This is a genomic window from Gemmatimonadota bacterium (assembly GCA_016719105.1).
GTDB lineage: Bacteria > Gemmatimonadota > Gemmatimonadetes > Gemmatimonadales > Gemmatimonadaceae > SCN-70-22.
Genome location: JADKAQ010000002.1, coordinates 185,842 through 204,068, shown reverse-complemented (window position 1 = coordinate 204,068; position 18,227 = coordinate 185,842). Strand labels below are relative to the sequence as shown.

Annotated in this window: 18 protein-coding genes; 3 read left to right on the top strand and 15 right to left on the bottom strand. The window is 67.7% G+C overall.

The genetic code is table 11. The features are described 5' to 3' along the window. Positions 1-50 precede the first annotated feature (50 nt). Entirely contained in the window at positions 51-857 is an 807-nt protein-coding gene (locus IPN47_04515) for a hypothetical protein (GenBank protein MBK9407310.1), read from the top strand. Positions 858-1,022: 165 nt separating this feature from the next. After that, positions 1,023-1,724 carry a sugar transferase gene (locus tag IPN47_04510; protein MBK9407309.1) on the top strand — a complete coding sequence of 234 codons (702 nt, stop codon included), beginning with the start codon at positions 1,023-1,025 and terminating at the stop codon, positions 1,722-1,724. Positions 1,725-1,883: 159 nt separating this feature from the next. Here the strand turns inward: IPN47_04510 and IPN47_04505 are convergent, their stop codons facing one another. Continuing rightward, positions 1,884-3,059, bottom strand: coding sequence for a radical SAM protein (locus tag IPN47_04505; GenBank protein ID MBK9407308.1), 1,176 nt, complete (start codon positions 3,057-3,059; stop codon positions 1,884-1,886). 124 nt (positions 3,060-3,183) lie between these two features. Beyond that, a complete protein-coding gene (locus IPN47_04500) occupies positions 3,184-4,125 on the bottom strand; it encodes a glycosyltransferase family 2 protein (GenBank protein MBK9407307.1) in 942 nt (313 codons plus the stop codon). 191 nt (positions 4,126-4,316) lie between these two features. Here IPN47_04500 and IPN47_04495 point away from each other — a divergent pair, with 191 nt between their 5' ends. Beyond that, positions 4,317-5,708 (top strand): oligosaccharide flippase family protein, encoded by a 1,392-nt coding sequence (locus IPN47_04495; GenBank protein MBK9407306.1) that lies wholly within the window; start codon positions 4,317-4,319, stop codon positions 5,706-5,708. A 31-nt stretch (positions 5,709-5,739) separates the two neighbouring features. Here the strand turns inward: IPN47_04495 and IPN47_04490 are convergent, their stop codons facing one another. The 13 genes from IPN47_04490 to IPN47_04430 form a co-directional block, all read right to left on the bottom strand. After that, a complete protein-coding gene (locus tag IPN47_04490) occupies positions 5,740-6,033 on the bottom strand; it encodes a hypothetical protein (protein MBK9407305.1) in 294 nt (97 codons plus the stop codon). Between the two features lie 20 nt (positions 6,034-6,053). Continuing rightward, on the bottom strand, positions 6,054-6,476 hold the full coding sequence (locus tag IPN47_04485) for a hypothetical protein (GenBank protein MBK9407304.1): 423 nt from the start codon (positions 6,474-6,476) through the stop codon (positions 6,054-6,056). A gap of 23 nt (positions 6,477-6,499) precedes the next feature. Continuing rightward, complete coding sequence (locus IPN47_04480) at positions 6,500-7,618, bottom strand: glycosyltransferase (protein MBK9407303.1); 1,119 nt, start codon at positions 7,616-7,618, stop codon at positions 6,500-6,502. Then, the gene (locus tag IPN47_04475) at positions 7,615-8,364 is read right to left on the bottom strand and encodes a polysaccharide deacetylase family protein (GenBank protein ID MBK9407302.1); all 750 of its coding nucleotides are present in this window, start codon (positions 8,362-8,364) and stop codon (positions 7,615-7,617) included. Before IPN47_04475 ends, IPN47_04480 begins: the two co-directional genes overlap by 4 nt. A 6-nt stretch (positions 8,365-8,370) precedes the next feature. Further along, a complete protein-coding gene (locus tag IPN47_04470) occupies positions 8,371-9,381 on the bottom strand; it encodes a GDP-mannose 4,6-dehydratase (protein ID MBK9407301.1) in 1,011 nt (336 codons plus the stop codon). Next, positions 9,378-10,655 (bottom strand): glycosyltransferase family 4 protein, encoded by a 1,278-nt coding sequence (locus tag IPN47_04465; protein ID MBK9407300.1) that lies wholly within the window; start codon positions 10,653-10,655, stop codon positions 9,378-9,380. Before IPN47_04465 ends, IPN47_04470 begins: the two co-directional genes overlap by 4 nt. After that, positions 10,652-11,746, bottom strand: coding sequence for a glycosyltransferase family 4 protein (locus tag IPN47_04460; GenBank protein ID MBK9407299.1), 1,095 nt, complete (start codon positions 11,744-11,746; stop codon positions 10,652-10,654). The genes IPN47_04465 and IPN47_04460 overlap by 4 nt, the downstream gene beginning before the upstream one ends. 85 nt (positions 11,747-11,831) lie before the next feature. Continuing rightward, on the bottom strand, positions 11,832-13,352 hold the full coding sequence (locus IPN47_04455) for an NAD(P)/FAD-dependent oxidoreductase (GenBank protein MBK9407298.1): 1,521 nt from the start codon (positions 13,350-13,352) through the stop codon (positions 11,832-11,834). A 1-nt stretch (position 13,353) separates the two neighbouring features. Continuing rightward, complete coding sequence (locus IPN47_04450; GenBank protein MBK9407297.1) at positions 13,354-14,250, bottom strand: glycosyltransferase; 897 nt, start codon at positions 14,248-14,250, stop codon at positions 13,354-13,356. Further along, the gene (locus IPN47_04445; protein ID MBK9407296.1) at positions 14,251-14,856 is read right to left on the bottom strand and encodes a hypothetical protein; all 606 of its coding nucleotides are present in this window, start codon (positions 14,854-14,856) and stop codon (positions 14,251-14,253) included. A 342-nt stretch (positions 14,857-15,198) separates the two neighbouring features. Further along, entirely contained in the window at positions 15,199-16,803 is a 1,605-nt protein-coding gene (locus IPN47_04440) for a GMC family oxidoreductase (protein ID MBK9407295.1), read from the bottom strand. Then, on the bottom strand, positions 16,796-17,296 hold the full coding sequence (locus tag IPN47_04435) for a hypothetical protein (GenBank protein ID MBK9407294.1): 501 nt from the start codon (positions 17,294-17,296) through the stop codon (positions 16,796-16,798). The genes IPN47_04440 and IPN47_04435 overlap by 8 nt, the downstream gene beginning before the upstream one ends. After that, positions 17,289-18,218, bottom strand: coding sequence for an NAD(P)-dependent oxidoreductase (locus IPN47_04430; GenBank protein MBK9407293.1), 930 nt, complete (start codon positions 18,216-18,218; stop codon positions 17,289-17,291). Before IPN47_04430 ends, IPN47_04435 begins: the two co-directional genes overlap by 8 nt. Positions 18,219-18,227: the final 9 nt, after the last annotated feature.

Sequence of the window (18,227 nt, the reverse complement as noted above, 5' to 3'; positions counted from 1 at the left end):
TGTTAGCACGAAGGGTGCAGACTGGTGACTCGCGTATGAGAATCCTATCCATGACTCGCCGCACTGCGGCGCTCGCGTATGCAGGACTGATCGTCCTCGCCAGCCTGCTGGCCTTTTCGGCCGCTCCCGCTGGAGCCCAGGGATCCCTGGGTGAGGGGCGCCGTCAGGCCAAGCGCTCCGAACTCGAGCAGGCCGCGAAGGCCACCGAGCAGGCGGCCATTGTCGCCCCCGACGCCAAGACCCGCGAGCGGCTGGTCGCTGAGGCGGGGGGGATTCGACAGCGCCTGCGCAACGGCGATTTCCTTCCCGGGGACCGGATCTACCTCGTGGTCGTCGGCGACTCGGCGCTCACCGACACCTTCACCGTGCGGGGCGACCGACGGCTTTCCCTTCCGAATATCCCGGACATCTCGCTCGCCGGCGTACTCGATTCGGAATTGGGGACGCACCTCACGGCAGAACTTTCGAAATTCCTCAAGAGTCCGGCGGTCACCGCGCAGGCGATGGTTCGACTCACCCTGACGGGTGGCATCGCTCGCAACGGCTTCCAGACCTTCCCGACTGATCAGGCCGTCACCGATGTGATCATGTCATCGGGCGGATTCGGCCAGAACGCCAAGTTCGAAGACACCGAGGTCAAGCGGTCGGGCAAGGTCATCATCAACAAGAAGGAGTTCCAGGACGCGATCCGAACGGGACGAACGGTCGGAGATCTCGCCCTGCGCGACGGCGATGAGATCTTCATGCCGGTCGTGCAGACGACGGGTGGGCGTTCGCAGGGCATCGTGCGAGTTCTGGCGGTGGCAGGGCCGCTCCTCTGGATCATTCGCATCTTCGTTCGCAACAACAATCCGTAAACCCCTTGCTCTCGATGGATGTCAGGCTTGAGCCGACAGCGTATGGAGTCGACTGTGCAGCAGTTCGCCGGTGATCGTCCAGTGCGGATCCCCACTCCGTCCCGTCGCCCGGTGCGACCCAAGGATGGCCGAGAGGCCGCCGCTGGCGTCGAGCGTCCTCGCTCGGTGACCGCTGCGTCGTCGCACGTGCGTCGCGAGGATCTGGATGATGTCATTCCCGCGGAACGCTCCGAGCGCCTCAATCGCTTCGTGAACGCAACGTTGGCGGGGGCGGCGCTGCTGCTCATCGCCCCGATTCTGGTGCTGATCGCGATTGCGATCCGCCTCACGTCGCGCGGGCCCATCATCTACGCACAGGCGCGCGTCGGACTGGATCGCCGCTGGCGCGATACGCTCGCCCTGCGCGACCGCCGAAGTGAGGATCTTGGTGGCCAGGTGTTCACGATCTTCAAGTTCCGCACGATGCGCGTGGATGCCGAGCGTTTTTCGGGTGCCGTCTGGGCGCAGGAGAACGACCCGCGCGTCACGACGTTAGGGCGCTACCTGCGCCAGTTCCGGCTCGATGAACTCCCGCAACTCTGGAACATCGTGCGCGGCGACATGAACATCGTCGGTCCGCGCCCTGAGCGTCCGAGCATCGTCGCGCGCCTGCGCGAAATGATCCCCGAGTATCGCGCGCGCCATCGCGTGAAGCCCGGGCTCACCGGCCTGGCGCAGATCAACCAGCACTACGACCAGAACCTGGACGATGTGCGCGGCAAGATCCGCTGGGATCTGGAGTACATTCGCACCCAGAGCCTCTGGCTCGACATCATGATCATGCTCAAAACGGTTCCGTCGGTGCTGCTCAAGTTCCGCGGCTGGTAGTCACGACCGATCGAGCCACCAGCATACGAGAAGGGCGCGCTTCTGAGTGAAGCGCGCCCTTCGTCGTTGCGGGGTCGAACGTCGACGGAGTCGGGTGACCGTTCCAGCGCGCGAGGTGCTGGTGGCCCGCAGGCACCAGCGCCCCGCCGCGCCTGACGATCAGGTGCCCGCCGGCTCTTCGTCGGGGGTACCGGCCGCTCCCGCCATCCGCGGGGCGGGGCCATCGGCCAGCGACACGTTCGCACGCTCCGACGGGTGCAACGGAAGCGGCTTGCGCCACACCTTTCCCTTCACGAGCGCCTGCGCCAACGGCATGGGTTGGTACACGATGCTCGACCACATGAAGACTTCCGTGGTGCAGTAGCACTCCTTGCGCTCGATCTGGCCGCGCAGGGCACGGGCCTCCGGGGAGTTCCAGATCTCGGGGAAGGTCTTGTTGCGAAGGTTGCCGATCGGCTTGTGGATCTCGCAGACGCCCACGTCGCCGTTGGCATACACCACGCCGGAGATGCGCCCCGCCTTGCAGGGGACCACCTGGCGCTCCTGCTTGACCGTCTCGACCTTGGCCCACTGCAGCATCGGCTCGACGAGCGACCCGCTTCGCCCCTCCTCGCGCGGGAGCCAGAGGCGCTGGATGTACTCATACAGCTCCTCGTACTGACGAAGGCTCGGCCCCTTGAGCGTGGGGTTTTTCCGGTCGCCGCGGATGATGGCCAGATTGTGGTGCTCCATCTGCGGGCAGCGCTCGTACAGGTACGTCGTGAGACGGCGGATCTCGTCCATGTTGACGTCGGTCGCCGTCGAGATGGAGTGGATCCGGAGGCGCGAATCGGTCTTCTGGAGCTCGACGAGCGCGTCGTAGGTCTCCATCGCCTTACGGAAGGCGTTCTTGGCACCGCGGAACTTGTCGTGGAACTCAGGCATCCCGTCCAGCGACAGCTCCACCGCAAAGAGGTCGAGCGTCGGCTCCTTGAGGACTTCCTTGAGCGCCGCGATCGTGCGCTCGGTGTAGTACCCGTTGCTCGGGACGTACACCTGCTTGACCCCGTTCGTGCGGATGAACTTCCGGACGATGTCGGCGAACTCCTTCCGCAGGAACGGCTCGCCCCCGGACAGGTTCAGGTTCTCGATGTGGCCGAGCGAATCCGACAGCGCGAAGATCTCCTCCGCCGACATGTCGTCGCGCTTGTTCAGGCTGGTCCAGTAGAAACAGTGTTCGCACTTCATGTTGCAAATACTGTTGATGAACAGGACCAGAAACGGCGGCGACGGGAGATCGCGGTAAGAGTAGCTGGTCAGGCGCGCGTGTCTCGCCAGTCGTGAAATCGGGTTCATTCCGCTTCTCGCAGTGAATGGAGGGAGGGCGAAGGCGTCGTTGCGCCCTGCTCGCCTCGGGCTCGGCAAGGGTCCGGTTGCAATCCATGTGCCTTGGGTCCCCTTTCTACAGCAGGGGGCCTCCCTATGAGGCGTCGATCACCCGTCCGAGTTCCTCGCCCGGCTGAATCGGCCCTCGCAGGTACCCAAAGGCCTCGCCAGCGGCCCATGCGTATAAAAACGCAACAGTCAGCGGAAGGGCACGAAGAAATGCCCCCCGATCCTCGCCGGACGCCGCCTTGGCGATGCGGAAAAGGAGGATCAGCGGTAGGACCGGGGTCATGGCGATGAGGGGGAGACGCAACGCCTTGGGGTTTTCGGTCAACCGTGCCCGCGCGTAGTCCCAGCCATGCTCGTACCGGTTCTTGAGGAATTCGGCGAACCGATACGAGTGGTCGTGAATGATCCGCGCCTCGGGAGCGAAGGTCAGTGTACGTCCCTCGGCGGCGAGGCGGTCGTGCACCACGTTCTCCCAAGCCCCGGCGCTGCACCACTCGGCGATGCGCGGCACGTCGCGCCGCCGATACGCCATGTTGGCCATGGTGAGGAGCGGCACCAGCACGCTGGTGGCCGGGCGCGCGTAGCTGTAGAAGCCGTAGTCGGAGAGATAGGCCGCCCACGCCACGGCATTGCTCCCCACGCGGTTCTGCATCCCCCCGCCGACGATGTCGACGCCGTCGCGGGCGTGTTTGAAGAGATGCTCGAGCCATCCGTCGCCCGCCACCAGGTGATCTTCGGTGATGGCGACGGGATCGCCGGTGGCGGCTGCAAGGCCCATCCCGCGCAGCCTCGGGATTCCCGCTCCCGGTGGGCTCCACACGATGGTAGCATCCCCCAGTCGTTCGCGGACCAGCGCCTCCTGCGCGAGCGGGGCCGAGCGAGCGATCACCAGCTGGGCCCCCGTGCGCTTCCGCTCGGGCTCGAGCGCTTCGACCGCACGCCAGAGCAGATCGAGACGCCCCGCCGACGCGATGACGACGGAGGGACGTGCCGCAGGATCGACGGAGGGCAAACGGGTGACACTCACGACGGAGGGGGCGACGTGGAGGGGGACTTCGGTCGGGGCCAACGACGAAGATAAGGGCACCAACGCAGGATGGCGCCGGACTTGCCATCCCGTGACGCCGGTCCACCGTTGCACAATGCACGCCTCGCGCCCCACACCCGTTGCCTAGCTCGCACAGCAGCTCACCAGAGGGACACGACGCGCACCAGTCGGTGTCGCGGAGCTTCGTATCGCTGGGGGCCGGCGAGGCCGCGGCACGCCTCTTCGCCTTTGCCGTCACCATGTACGCCGCTCGCGTGCTGGGGGCGGAGGGATTTGGCGTCGTCGCCTTCGCGACGGCGGCTGTCCTGTACCTCTCGCGCATCGTGGACGCGGGGATCGACTTCGGGCTGGGGGTCCACGAAGTCGCCGCCAATCCCACGCAGCTCCCGGTGGTCGTCCCCTCCATCGTCACCATGCGGATGGCGCTGGCCGCCGCCTGCATCACGCTGTTTGGGCTGGGTGCGTGGATCGTCCTCCCGTCGCCCGAAGGGGCGATGGTGGCGCTCTACAGCCTGACGCTCATTCCGCTGGCGTTGGGGACGCGCTGGGTGCTGATCGGCTTCCAGCAGGCCGCTCCCGTGGCGCTCGTGCGCGCCGCGGGCGAACTCCTGGCGCTGGTCATCGTCCTGCTCACCGTGCGCGGCGTCGACGACCTGCACCAGATGCCGATCGCGCAGCTCGCCGGCGACACGGTGGCCTGCGTGGGGTTCGCCCTGCTGCTGCGCCGAGTGGGACTTCGTTTCGCCTTCGGCTGGCGTCCGGCCGAGATCCGGCGCCTGATGGTGCGCGCGATCCCGCTGGTCGGGAGCACGGTCCTGGGACTCGTCGTCTTCAACGCCGACCTGTTCTTCCTGCGTCTCTTTCGCAACGCCGAGATGGTCGGGCTGTACGCCGCGGCCTACACGGCGATCAGCTTCCTGCTCAACCTCGGGGTCACGTACTCGATGAGCCTCCTGCCGCCGCTCACGCGGCTGGCGGGGGAGCCGGCGCAGGAGCGGCAGCTCTACCTGGCGTCGTTCGCGAAGGTATTCGCGCTGGCGCTGCCGATTGCGGCTGGCGGGGCGATGCTCTCGCGCCCGCTGGTGGTGACGCTGTTCGGCGCCCCGTTCGCCGCCGCCGCGCCGATCCTCGCGGTGCTCCTGGGCTCCATGGTGATCTCGGTGGTGCGCGATGTATCGGTCGTCGCCCTCATGGCCCGCAAGCGCGAGGATCTCTTGCTGCACACCGTCTGGGCATCGGCGGGGGCGAGCATCGTCCTCAACATCCTCCTGGTGCCGTCACTGGGGATGATGGGCGCAGCGCTGGCGACCGTCCTCACGGAGTTCGTGCGCATGCTGCTGGCGGTGGGCTTCGCCAAGCGCCTTGGCTTCCCGCTTCCGCCCGTGATGCGGGCGTGGCGTCCGGCGGTGGCCACGGGGGCGATGGTCGGGGCGTTGCAACTGCTCCCCTTCACGTCGCCCTGGGTGGCGATCCCGGTGGGTGGCGCGTGCTACGCCCTCGCCTTGATCCTCACCGGGGGACTGCGCCTCTCCCGCGCGCAGGGGATCCAGCTGGTCGTCTGACCCACCGCTGCCCCGCGTGTGTCCCGCGCGATTACCGGAAGGCGATGCGGTTGTAGACCAGGCCAATCACCCGCCCGAGCGCGTACCCGAGCACGAAGGCGTACACGAAGCCGACCAGCGCCCCGACCACGGTGACGCTGTAGCCGGGGAAGAAGACCGAGAGCAGCCGCAGATGCTGCCCGGGGTTTGGCCCCGACTTGACCACCAGGAAGAGGGTGGCCAGGAGGAGCCCGCCGCCGAGCACGAGCCCGAAGGCGATGCCCCATGCCCTCGCGTTGAGCGCGATCACCGAACGCTGCACGTCGCGCTCGGAAGAAGAAGCCATGGTCGACACAATCGTTAGGGCTAGATGTGGTCCAGGAACTCGCGGGTTTCCTGCAGTTCGGCGCGCGTGCGAATCGAGAAGGCAGTGATCGCCAGCGCCATGTTTCGACAGAAGGCCACGAACCACCCGGCCACGAAGCACACGAGGAAGCCCCAGCCGCCGCCGATGAGCACCCCACCCCAGCTCACCGAATAGCCGGTGAAGTAGGTCGCCAGCAACTCCAGCGGGAAGCCTTGCGCGCGCGGGACGAGCAGGACGAATCCGGTGATCATCACCATGGCCAGCGCCCCCGCCACTCCGGTCGCCACGCCGAACGCCGCCTTGTGCAGCGGCGCAAACGCCAGCTCGAGCGCCGGCAGGATGCGCTCCTCCGTCGTCGAGCGAGCCGACTGGCTCGCCACGACCTGCAAGTGCGTTCGCCGTTCAGCGGACTTGCTTGGCATGATCTCCCCGCGGGTCTTGACGGTTACTCGGCGTCTGCTGTCCACGAGCTCCGACGATGCTTGGATGGAACGGGGGGCCACCGCTGCACCCCCACCTCGGCGAAGGCCTCGACCGTGGGATTGGGGAGCGGCGGTCCTACGATCTGATGCAGGAAGAGCCCGATCCCGAACGAGATCCCGTTCAGAATGTAGTACAAGAGATGCATCGGGATCACGCGCAGCGCAAAGATCGGCCCGCGCACCCGTGCGAAGAAGCCGAACATCCGCGCGTTGATCGCCAGCACCGCCATCGGCCCGAGCAGGGCGATACCCGCGATGAGCGGGGACCGTTCCCAGGCGGCGATCAGGAGCAGGAGTGCCCCCAGCCAGACGAGCACCGTGTTCAGCTTCTCCGTCCACTTGAGGCTGAGTTCACGCGACGACATCACCGTCTTCTTGTGGGCGATCAGTCGCGCCCAGGGGATGCCGCGGTCGCGCAGGTCGGTGCGCACGACGCCCGAAAAGGTCCAGTGCTTGAGATGCGTGACCTGGATATCGGGGATCAGGAGGATCTTGTAACCGAGCTGGCGAAGACGCCCCCCGAGCTCGATGTCCTCGATCTGCGGGCGGGCGAAGTGCCACTCGTCGTACATCCCCGCCTCCTCGAACGCCGCCCGACGTACCGCACCCGCGCCGGCCCAGAAGGTCTCGGCCTCACCCGCGTTGCGCTGGTGCACGTAGTGATGCAGCAGGTTGCGGTACTGCGACACGAAGCTCTCCGCCGCCGGGTCCAGGTCGTACGACCCGAACACGGCGCCCAACTCGGGATGCTCCTGCATGACTTCGACGAAGCGACGAATCGTGTCGCGGTGGACAACGACGTCGGAATCGAAGAACATGACGATCTCGCCGCGCGAGACCTCGAAACCGCGATTGCGCGCGTAGGCCGGGCCGTGTGGCGTCCCGGGAATGCGCACGACGGTGTCCGCATAACGAGCCGCCACGGCTGGCGTATCATCTCCGCTGGCATCGTCGACCACGATGAGTTCCCAGCGCTCGCGCGGGTAGTCGCTCGCCATGAGCGCGTCGAGCACGCGCGGCAGCAGGTGCGCGGCGCGGTGCGCCGGCATCACGATCGAACAGAAGGGGCGCACCTCGCTCATGCGGCCCTCCCGACGCCCTGCACGAGGCGTCGTACGCGTCGCGCCTGCGCACGAAGCCAGAGACGCCCGCGAAACGCGGTCGTCCCCCATGCCTCGAGCTGGCCAGGGTCGCGGAAGTAGTACATGTCGAGTCTCGGAAGAAGCGCGCGGTCGTCGTCGCGATGCAGCGCGCGAAGTTCAGTCGTACAGGCGAGCGCGTAGACGTCGCGCACGACCGACGCCGAGGTGTCATCCACGGCGCCGTACGGATAGGCAAAGCTGCTCGGGCGCATCCCACCCTCGGCCATCATGCGTTCGACGCAGCCGGCGACCTCGTCCTCCAGCGCCGCGCCACGCACGCGCGTGAGGTCGCGGTGACGCCGCGTGTGCGCCCCGAGGGTGATGCCGCGCTCCGCGAGCCGTCGCAGCGTGGGCCAGGACATCAGGGGAAGCGTGGGGATTCCCGGCGACGCCGCTCCCCCCCACTCGTTCGTGCGTCCCACGTGTTCGGGGACGACAAAGACGGTGGTGGGGAGCGCATGCTCGACCAGGAGGTCGGCACACTCGGTCGCGAAGTTCTCGAAGCCATCGTCGAAGGTGATCGCGACCGCATCCATCCGGTCGTCGGCCTTCACCAGTTCGTCGAGCGGAAGGACGCGGACCGCTCCCGACGCGAGCCATCTCACATGCGCGCGAAACGCCGAGGGGCTCACCGAAATCGGTGAGCCGGACTCGTCGATCGAGTGGTATGTGAGGATCGCGCGCATCAGGCGTTAGTGACGGACCGCACCAGTGGGGGCACGCCCAGCGGCGTGCGCAATCATCCGCGCGCGCTGGTCGGCCACGACATCGCGAATGATCTCTTCAAGAGACGTGCGCGGGCGAAAGCCCGTCACGCGCTCCAGCTTGGTCACATCGGGGACGCGCCGCATCATGTCCTCGAACCCAGCGGCGTAGGCCTCGCTGTAAGGAACCAGCCTGATCTCCGAGGCGCTTCCGGCCGCGTCGCGCACCTGCTCGGCGAGCGCCCGGATGCTGACTTCATGGGTCGCGCCGACGTTGAAGACCTCGCCGATCGCCTCGGGGGCGGCCATGAGGCGCAGCAGCGCCTCGACCGCATCGCGCACATGGCCGAAGCAACGGGACTGTTCGCCAGAGCCGTAGACGGTGATGGGTTCGTTGCGCAGCGCCTGGGCGGCGAAGCTGGGGAGCACCATGCCGTACTGCCCGGTCTGGCGCGGCCCCACCGTGTTGAAGAAGCGCGTGACGATGACGGGCACCCCCTGTTCCCGCAGGTAGGCGAGCGCGAGCCATTCGTCGAGCGCCTTGGAGCACGCGTACGCCCAGCGCGAGTGCGTCGTGGGGCCGAGCTGCAGGTCCTGGTCTTCGCGGAAGGGGAACGTCGTCGACTTGCCGTACACCTCGGATGTCGACGCCACCATCACCAGCTTCTTCTTGCGAGCGGCAGCGCCAAGGACGACCTCGGTGGCACGCACGTTGGTCTCGATGGTGTGGACGGGCTTCTCGACGATGAGCTTGACGCCCACGGCCGCCGCCAGGTGCACGGTGACGTCGGCGCTGTCGACCAGTTCGGCGACGAGCGGGACATCGAGGGCCGAGCCGATGCGGTACGCGAAGCCCTCGCGCCCCACGAGGTGCTCGATGTTCTCCATGCTCCCGGTCGACAGGTCGTCGAGGACCTGGACACGGTCGCCACGATCGAGGAGACGTTCCGCGAGGTGGGAGCCAATGAACCCACACCCACCGGTAATGAGGACCTTCACGCGACCTCCAGCTGTGCTAGTGCGTCCAGGACGCGGGTATTCGCACGGCGCGCCGCGGCGCGCCGGACGATGTCGAGATACTGCGGAATGACGACGTGCTCGGACCAGCGATCGGCGTACGCGCGGTAGCCCGCACGCGACAGCTGCGCACGATACGCGCCGTCCTGCTGGAGGCGGCGCATGGCGGCGAGCAGTTCGCCCTGGGTCTCGAAGAGCTCCCCACCGCCGGACTGCTCGACGATCTCGGGAAAGGGGCCCAACCGGCGCGCCAGCACCGGCGTTCCCTGGCGGAACGACTCGATGAGGACGATGCCGAAGGTCTCGAAGCAGAGCGACGGGACCACGAGGGCGAGCGCATGTTGATAGTAGTCCCGCAGGTCGTCGGGCGCGACCCGACCCAGGAACTTGACGTTAGGCATCCCCTCGGCGAGCTGACGCAGCGACTCCATGTAGTTGCCGTCGCCGGCAATGAGGAGGTCGGCGTCGGGAAAGTCGCGGAAGACGGGAATGACGTCCTGCAGCCCCTTGATGAGCTCGAGGCGACCGACGAAGAAGAAGTAGGGGCGCGGATGTGGCGACGCCCCGGTGGCCACCGGGACGTGCGCCGTCTCGGGATCGGGGAGAAAGTACGGGAGGACTTCCATTTCCCGCTCCAACCCGAACTCGCGATGCTTGCGGCGCGAGAACTCGCTCATGGCGATGACGGTGTCGACGTGCGACAGCTCGCGCTCGAGGAGCCCCGTGCTGCGCCACAGTTGCGGCGGGCGCTTGTAGTTGAGCGCGCACTTCACGCACTCGCGCCCGGTGCAGAGCTCGCGCCCGTGGCGCCAGAGCACGTGCATCGGACAGACGAGCCAGTGTTCGTGCGCCATGTACAACGTGACCGCGTCGCCGCCGTAGCGCAGCACGCCCGGGCCACCGAGGAGCGAGACGTTGTGGAAGTTCACGACGTCGAAGTTCCCCTCGCGCGCAATGCGCTTGAGGCGCGCACCATTCACCACGGGCTGCCCGAGCTGCTGCGTGAGGACGGCCGAGACCATCGGAATCCGGGAGCGGAGCCGGATGACCTCGACCCCCTGATCGTCATCGTGATCGGGGACGTCGGGCTCGGGGACGGCGCGCAGGAGGTTGTAGGCGTCCGCGTCGTGCACCACGGTGACGTGGTGCCCGCGCTTGACGAGCCCGCGCGAGAGTCGCTGGATGCCGATGCCGTCTCCCCCGAAGTTGTACGGGGGATAGAACGTGGTCATCATGAGGAAGCGGAGCGCGCTCATGCGGCCGCCTCCTGGATGGCGTCGAGCGCGGCGCGCGCCCCGGCCTCCCACGTGAGCAGTCGCGTGCGCCGCAACGCCTCGGCGCCTAACGACGCGCGCAACGCGGGGTCGTCCGCGAGGCGGCGCATCGCGTCGGTGAGGGCGGGAAGGTCGCCCGGCACCACGAAGATCCCGCCACCGGCCAGCAACTCGGGGAGCGGGCTTTCGGTGGTCGCGATGACCGGCGCTCCGCACGCGGCCGCCTCCACTGCCGGGAGGCCGAACCCTTCGCACTCCGACGGGAGGATGGCGGCGATCGCCCCGGCGTGCAGCTGACGGAGGCGTTCGTCGGGGACAAAACCGGTCCAGTGCACGAGCGCCGTGGTCCCGCACTCGTCAATGAGGTGGCGCAGGCGGCCGGATTCGCCGTGGAAGACGTCGCCGGTGGTGGTCCCGACCAGGAGGAGGTGCGGCGGAACGGGCGCGCCCTTCGCGATGGCCGCGTGGGCGCGGATGATCAGGTCGATGCGCTTGTGCGGATTGAAGCCCCCGACGTACGTGAACCACCCCGCCCCGTCGGGGACACCCACGTCGCGCGCCGCGGCACGACTCTCGGCGATCGGCACCGGGTGGTACGCCTCGGCCGGCGCTTCGACCGCGACGCGCAGGCGTTGCGGCGAAATGCCAAGCACGCGCTGCAGGTCGCGGCGCGAGTACTCGGACACGGTCAGCACGACGTCGGCCTGGGCGATCGCCAGCTTCACCTTGAGCTTCCAGAACAGGCGCGCGCGCGCCGACGGCAGCGTGAGGTGCGGAAAGCGTTCGGCAATGGCGTCGTGAATCGTGACCACCGCGCGCATCCCGAGCGGGAGCGGGAAGTAGGTGTAGACCGAGGGCGAGAAGAAGACGTCGGGGGCCGCGGTGCGCACCGCGCGGGTGAGGCGCAGCATGTCGGGGACGCTGCGCGCCCCGTCCGCGGCCGCCGCCAGCGTCGGCGAGGCGTCGAGGGCGACCTCGATGCACTCGACGTTAGGCGCGTCAAGCGGGAAGGCGTCGAATGCACGCCGGTCGCCGAAGCAGAGGAACGTGTGCTCCGGCGCCAGGGTGACCATGGCCTGCATCAATTCTCGCGCGAACCGACCGTAGCCGCGCGCGTTCGCCCAGCAAGTGGCGTCGACCCCGATGCGCACTCCGCGCTCACGCGACACCGGCGCGCGGCAACGCCGTCGACGTCGGGGGGGCGCCCTTGGAGGTGTCCGGCTCGAGCTTCTGCTCTTCGTGGTACTCGTAGTCGGTGTTCACGGCCCACACGTCGTGCTGGGCCCCGCGCATGTTGGCAATCGCCATCATCGCGGTCAGCATCGAGTGGTCTGCGTTGTTGTACTTGTGCATCCCGTTCCGCCCCACGGTGTGGAGGTTGGGGATGGCGTCGATGTACGACCGCGCCGTGTTGAGGTGTTCGGCGTAGACCGAATCGTAGACGGGGTAGGCCTTGGGCTGCCGGACGACGGTGCCGTCGAAGACCTTGGACGGGTCGACGAGGCCCAGGGCCGCGAGTTCCTTCTTGGCCAGCTCGATGAGGTCCTCATCCTTGCTGGTCCACAGGCCGTCGCCCTCGAAGCAGAAGTACTCGAGACCAAGGCACGTGGTCCCGGCGCCCGGGACCATCGCCTTGCTCCAGTTGTTGAAGTTCTGGATGCGACCGACCTTCACCCCCGGCGTGTGGATGTAGATCCAGTTGTCGGGGAAGAGGTTGTCCTGGCTGATCATCACCGCGACGGTGAGGAAATCGCGATAGTTGAGGCCATCGCCTCCGGCGAGGATCTCGGCCGGCGGGGCGGGGTCGAACGAGCGCACGAGATGCTTGATGGGCATCGTGCTGATGAAGTGATTCCCCTCGATGCGACGCTCGCCCACCGGCGTCTTGACGCGCACGGCGACGACCTTCCCGTCCTTCATCTCGAGCGACGACACTTCGTGCTTGAGCAGCACCTGCCCGCCCATCTCCTCGATCTTCTGCGCCGCGGTCTCCCACATCTGCCCCGGGCCAAAGCGCGGGTACTGGAACTCATTGATCAGCGTCTTGATCGAATCGCTCCGGCGCTGCAACGACGCGGCATTGAGGATTGCCTTCGCCAGCGAAAGCCCCTGGATGCGCTGCGCCGCCCACTCGGCGCGAATCTCGTTGCAGGGAATGCCCCACACTTTCTCAGTGTAGGTCTTGAAGAAGATCTCGAAGAGACGCTTCCCGAACCGGTTGGTGACCCACTGCTCCAGGTTCTCCTCGACCGGGTTGGGGAACAGGTGCCACCGCAGGTAGCTGGTGACACAGAGGATCGTGTTCCAGATCCCGAGGCCGAAGAGCGCGTTCTTGGCCTTGAGGGGATAGTCGAAGTACTTCCCGATGTAGTGGATGCGGGAGAGGCGCGGCACGCTGATGAACTCCGGCCCGAGGATCTCCTTCCAGAGGTCCTCGACCGGGGTGATCTTCGTGAAGAAGCGATGCCCGCCGATGTCGAATCGGAATCCCTTGTAGCGCGCGGTGCGCGAGATGCCGCCGACGATGTCATCGGCCTCGAGGACCGTCACCGGCACGCCGTCCTTGGCCAGTAGGTAGCCGGCCGTAAGCCCGGCGGGACCGCCGCCAATGATGACGACCCGGTCCCCGGCCTGGAGCTGTGCTACGCGACGCGGTGAATTCTCAGCTGTCCCGCTCAAGCTATCGCACCTTCGAGAGAGAGTTCCCTGCCCCAGCGAGTGTCCCCATGGCTTCACCAGCTGCCCAGGCGACGACGAAGAAAACGAGGAGTGGCAACGACCAGACCAGCGCTCCCAGATACCGCCGCTTGGTGATCACTCTCGAGACGGTCCGGACGAACAGGACCGGCGGAAGAGCCAGCGAAGACAGCAGGAGTAGAATCTTCCTTGCAAAGCCCGCGCCTTGGGCGCGGTCCGCAGCGTACGACCGTGAGTAGAGGAAGCGCTGTGAGAGGTACAACCCCAGCGAGTAGTGCATCCGGTGGCTGACGACGATGTCCGGACGGCACGTCAGCGGGATTCCATCGGCACGCATGGCATCATGCAACCGATTCTCCCATCCGCCTGCCTCCACGATCGCGCGATACCGGTCCAGCAGCGTCCGAGGGTAGACGATGTTGTTTCCGGGAAGCCACGAAGAAGCGCCCGCAGGAAGGGGGGGCATACAGGCGCTGTACTCACAGAGGAAAGCAGCCCAGTCGACGATGGTTCCGGTCGCGCCGTTGTCGACCGGCCCCCCAACCACGGGGGTCGACGCCGATTGGGCGCCCAGTAGCGCGCGCGCCCACCCCGATGGGACGATGACGTGGTCCTCGATGACCGCGACCGAGGGGGCCGTCGCCGCTCGAAAGGCGAGGGCGCGCATCTGGGGAATCGAGGTGTCGACCGCGACATCGATCAGTCGCACGCGCCCGAATTCGCGGGACAGCTCCCGTCCGGCCTCCACGCCCAGCCGGTTCACCACCAGAACCTCAATCTCGACGTCCTGGCGCTGCCGCTCGAGCGCTTCGAGGGTGGCGCGGAGCGCCTCGCCCCCGTTGACCGCCGGTACGACGACCGAGAGCTCGGCCGACGCCACCTACATCTCGCGGGCGCGCGCGACGGCTGGCTCGCCGGTGGCGTGCAGGTGCGCGGCGCTCTCGCCGTGCATCGCCTGCGCCACCCAGTCGCGACGCGACGGGGCGGCCGCGTACGTCCGGGCCACCGGACGCTGCCGGCGGCGCTCCGATGCTGCGCTCGACTCCTCGTCACGCACCGGCTTGGCCGTCGTCTCGCGCTCCACGAACGGCAACTCCTCCGTCGTCACGACCACGCGCTCGAAGGCGCTCAGCCACGAGGTGTCGCTGACGTCGCCATCGATGCGCACCGCCACGATATCGCCGGCCGCGCGACTGATGCCGATCTCCCGGCGTTCCGACAGCGACGACGCCGCAGGCGCCTCGAGGAAGAGCACGCTCGGATACGCCGTGTCGAATGAGACCGAATCGTCGGGGCACTTGGCCCGCACGACGATGATCTCGGCATCCAGACGGCGGCACGGGGAAGCAATGCAGGCGAGGGCACGCTCGAGATCGGTGCAGTCGCCCTGCGAGAGAATCACGACGGACAGGGAGGCGCCCTGCGTGTTGCGGCGTGCGCCTGACTCTGCTCGGTCCATCTCGTTGCCTTCCGTGACCCGTTCCACGTGTCGACTCCGTCAGTCGATTGCTGGCTCGCGAGGGGGCGAGCCGACCTGGTGCTCCTCGCCTCGACGCGCATGGCGTCTGGTGAGTGCCAGATCACAGTGCAATCCCATTGCCGGAAGCGCTGGCACATGCCAGATGAATGGGCTGGAGTCGCAACTCATTGATTTGTAACAACTAAGACAGCACCAACCTCGACAATACGAATGGACGGGCTCGGTCGCGGGTCCCTCCGCATGTAGACGCATCGCCACACGGGCACTGTCGATGTGGGATGGCCGCCACGAAGCGGCGATTTCTTCCTATTTCACCCACGACGGTGTCGGGCATTCCCCGCGCGACGATCAACCGACCAGTTCGGCGATTCGGACCGCGTTGGCCATCAAAGAGAAGGTGATGTTCTTGGCCGGGAGCCACGGGAATCCGGCGCCATCGACGACGTGGAGACCCGACATCCCGCGCACCGAACCGTCGACCCGGCAGCTGTGCTCCAACTCGTCGCCGGTCATCGGAAGGGTCCCGGCGTAGTGCACGCTCGACCCTCGTGCGAGGACCTGCACCATCCCCTTCGGCGCGATGCACCCCAGCTCCCGCAAGGCGCGACGCGTCGTGTCGACGGCGCGCTCGGTCTGACGAAGGTCGTGTGCGTCGTCCCCGTACTCGAGGACCAGCTTGGGTGCCGAGCCCACTCGCTGCTCCAGACGGGCGCGGTTGACCTCGCGCCTGGTGTCGGAGAGCCAGACGTTGGCCACACCCAGCGCCGCGCGCATCCGGCGAAAGACGCGCTGCGAGGTCGCGAGATCGAAGGGGAGTGGGGCGACGATCGGGTGCACCGCCGCCGCCTTGAGCGCGGTGATCTGGCCGTGCACGTCGTGTCGCCAATCGCCCGTATCGATCGCCATCGCGAGCATGTGGAACTGGTAGCTCGCCGTTTCGACGCGCGCCCCCAGCCGCCTCAGATTCACGAAGGGGACCATCACGTGCCGGTTGTCCATGAGCCCCGGGAGCGATGGGTCGGTTTCGCCCCGCGCGACGAGCGTCTCGAGGTAGATCTGCGAGGAGGCCAGCGCCCCCGCCGCGAGGAACACCCGCTCCGAGCGGATCTCGGTCTCGCTCCCACCATCCACCGGCACCGCGACCACCCCCAGCGCGCGGTTCTGCGCGTCGAGGAGAACGCGACGCACGTGCACCCCGGGGCGATAGGTGAATCGCGGATGCGTCAGCAACTCGGCGAGCGTCAGGCTTGGGCGATACAACGCCCCTCGCGGACACCCCCAGAGGCAGCGCCCGAGTTCCCCGCACGCCTGCCGCCCGCCGTGATCCCGAGACAACACGGCGACGCGCGAGCGCCCGAGGTGGAAACCCAGGGCATTGATCCGGTCGCGACGCTGCGAGTACCGCTCGGCGAGCCAGGCGGAGTGCGCGTCGGGCTCGAGCGGGGCAAGATACGGCGCCGTGAGCGGCGAGTATCGCTGCAAGTCGTCGGGCGCACCGGTGACGCCGATGCGACGTGCGACCGTCGCGTAGTGCGGGCGCATGGCGTCCCCGTCGAAGGGGAAGTCGCCGAACTCCTCGTCGCGCAGCTCGTACGAGCCCCCCGTCCATGCCTCGGCGAGTCCGCCGCGAGCGTAGGAGAGCATCGGGTGGAATCCACGTTCCACGACCTCCTCGCCGGGCGAGCGCCGAAAGACGTACGCTTTGCTGGGCGGAAAGCCGTACGGTTTGGCGTGGGCCGAGGGGTAGACGACGGCCTCGCCGCGACGGCCGAGGAAGTAGGCGCCGTCGTCGTCCAGCTCCTCCTTGAGCGCGGCGAACGAGGCCGCCGGCTGCGGAGGGAGCGGACGCTCGAATCCCACGTCGAGGAGCGTGACGTCGTGCCCGCGCTCCAGCATCGACTGTGCGAAGTGAACGCCCGTCGCCCCGGAGCCCACCACAAGGATGCTAGCCATGTCGCGACGTGGCCGGAGAACGCGCGAGCGTCAGGTGGACCGGGAGGATGACCAAAACAGCGGCCACGGAGGTCACTCCCCACCGAACACCTAACGCGACCAGTGAAACCCACGCCGCAACGGCGCTCGACGCAACGGCGGTGTCGAAGGCGGCGTGTGTCTGGGGCATCGATTCGAGCACGGCCAGCGCGAGCACGAGCTTGCGGCGCAACACGCCAAACGGGCGCGTGCGTCGGGCGTAGCAGTCCGCGAGCGCGCAACGCAGCGCCCCTCCCTGCGCCAACGCGAGCAGCCAGGCGTCGAATCGGTCGTCGGGGGCCGACGACAGCGAGGCATGGCACCGCACGTATGCCTCGGCCAACCGCCGGTCGTCCGACGGTGCGCCGAGGTAGCGGGCGAAGACGCCGAACTCACGCGCGAGCGTGCGCTCATGCTCGCCGTCGAGCGCGCCCTCAGGGGGCCTGCGGTCGTCGCGCGCCCCTGGATCAGGCACGGGCCCCCGTAAGGGCGAGCATCGCGTCGACGCCGAGCGGATCGGGAAGCAGTCGCGACACGGTGGGATGCGCCGCCGCCGTCGCGTCGTTCACAAAGGAGGCGAGCTGTCCTGCGGACACCGGGAGGCGGGAACCCACAACGGGCTCCACGGCGCCGAGCAGCTGGCGCAGCATTCCGAGCGGGACCGAGAACGGCGTGCGCGGCGGCAGGCCGCGCGCACTTCGGACGCGCGCGAGGAGTGCGCGCATGGTGAGTCGATCGCCCCCGCCCACCTCCATGGGCGACGACCCGACAGGGAGATCGGCGGCCAAGGCCACGAGGAAGGTCGCGAGATCGTCGACGTGGATCGGCTGCACCTGCACCTCGCCGCTCCCGAGCACGATCGGAGCGCCACCGGTTGCGAGACCGGTGAGGGCGCGTTCGATGGGACTTTCGGGACCGAAGATCATCGTGGGCCTGACGATCGAACACGGAATTCCGCTCGCCGTCACCAGCGCTTCGGCCTCGCGCTTGGCGTGCGCATAATGGTACCAGCGTTGATCGCGGAACGAGGCGGCGATCGAGCTGACGAAGATGAAGTGCGCAGCGCCGGCCGCCTTGGCCGCCGCCAGAACGCGGCGCGTCCCTTCGACATTCACCTCGCGCATCTGCTGGGGCGACGCCTTGCCGGTCGCGGCGGCGAGGTGCAGCACCACCGATCGACGCGTCAGCAGCCCGGCGGGAAGACCTTCGTGCGCGAGGTCGCAGGAGACGGCACGCCACTCCGGGCGCCAGTCAGGGGTGTTGGCGAGCGATTCCGGATGGCGTCCGACGGCGTGGACCGACGGGGCCGCAAGGCGCGCGAGCTGTCGAAGGACCCGACGGCCGAGCAGGCCGGTCGCCCCGGTGAGGACGACCGGCGGCAGCGTACCCGCCATCATGGACGGTCG

Excerpts from the sequence above, each read along its gene's own strand:
- IPN47_04480 (MBK9407303.1), bottom strand. The coding sequence starts at position 7,618 with ATGAGCGAGGTGCGCCCCTTCTGTTCGATCGTGATGCCGGCGCACCGC.
- IPN47_04430 (MBK9407293.1), bottom strand. The coding sequence starts at position 18,218 with ATGATGGCGGGTACGCTGCCGCCGGTCGTCCTCACCGGGGCGACCGGC.
- IPN47_04465 (MBK9407300.1), bottom strand. The coding sequence starts at position 10,655 with ATGAGCGCGCTCCGCTTCCTCATGATGACCACGTTCTATCCCCCGTAC.
- IPN47_04460 (MBK9407299.1), bottom strand. The coding sequence starts at position 11,746 with ATGGTCACCCTGGCGCCGGAGCACACGTTCCTCTGCTTCGGCGACCGG.
- IPN47_04505 (MBK9407308.1), bottom strand. The coding sequence starts at position 3,059 with ATGAACCCGATTTCACGACTGGCGAGACACGCGCGCCTGACCAGCTAC.
- IPN47_04515 (MBK9407310.1), top strand. The coding sequence starts at position 51 with ATGACTCGCCGCACTGCGGCGCTCGCGTATGCAGGACTGATCGTCCTC.
- IPN47_04485 (MBK9407304.1), bottom strand. The coding sequence starts at position 6,476 with ATGCCAAGCAAGTCCGCTGAACGGCGAACGCACTTGCAGGTCGTGGCG.
- IPN47_04440 (MBK9407295.1), bottom strand. The coding sequence starts at position 16,803 with ATGGCTAGCATCCTTGTGGTGGGCTCCGGGGCGACGGGCGTTCACTTC.
- IPN47_04475 (MBK9407302.1), bottom strand. The coding sequence starts at position 8,364 with ATGCGCGCGATCCTCACATACCACTCGATCGACGAGTCCGGCTCACCG.
- IPN47_04490 (MBK9407305.1), bottom strand. The coding sequence starts at position 6,033 with ATGGCTTCTTCTTCCGAGCGCGACGTGCAGCGTTCGGTGATCGCGCTC.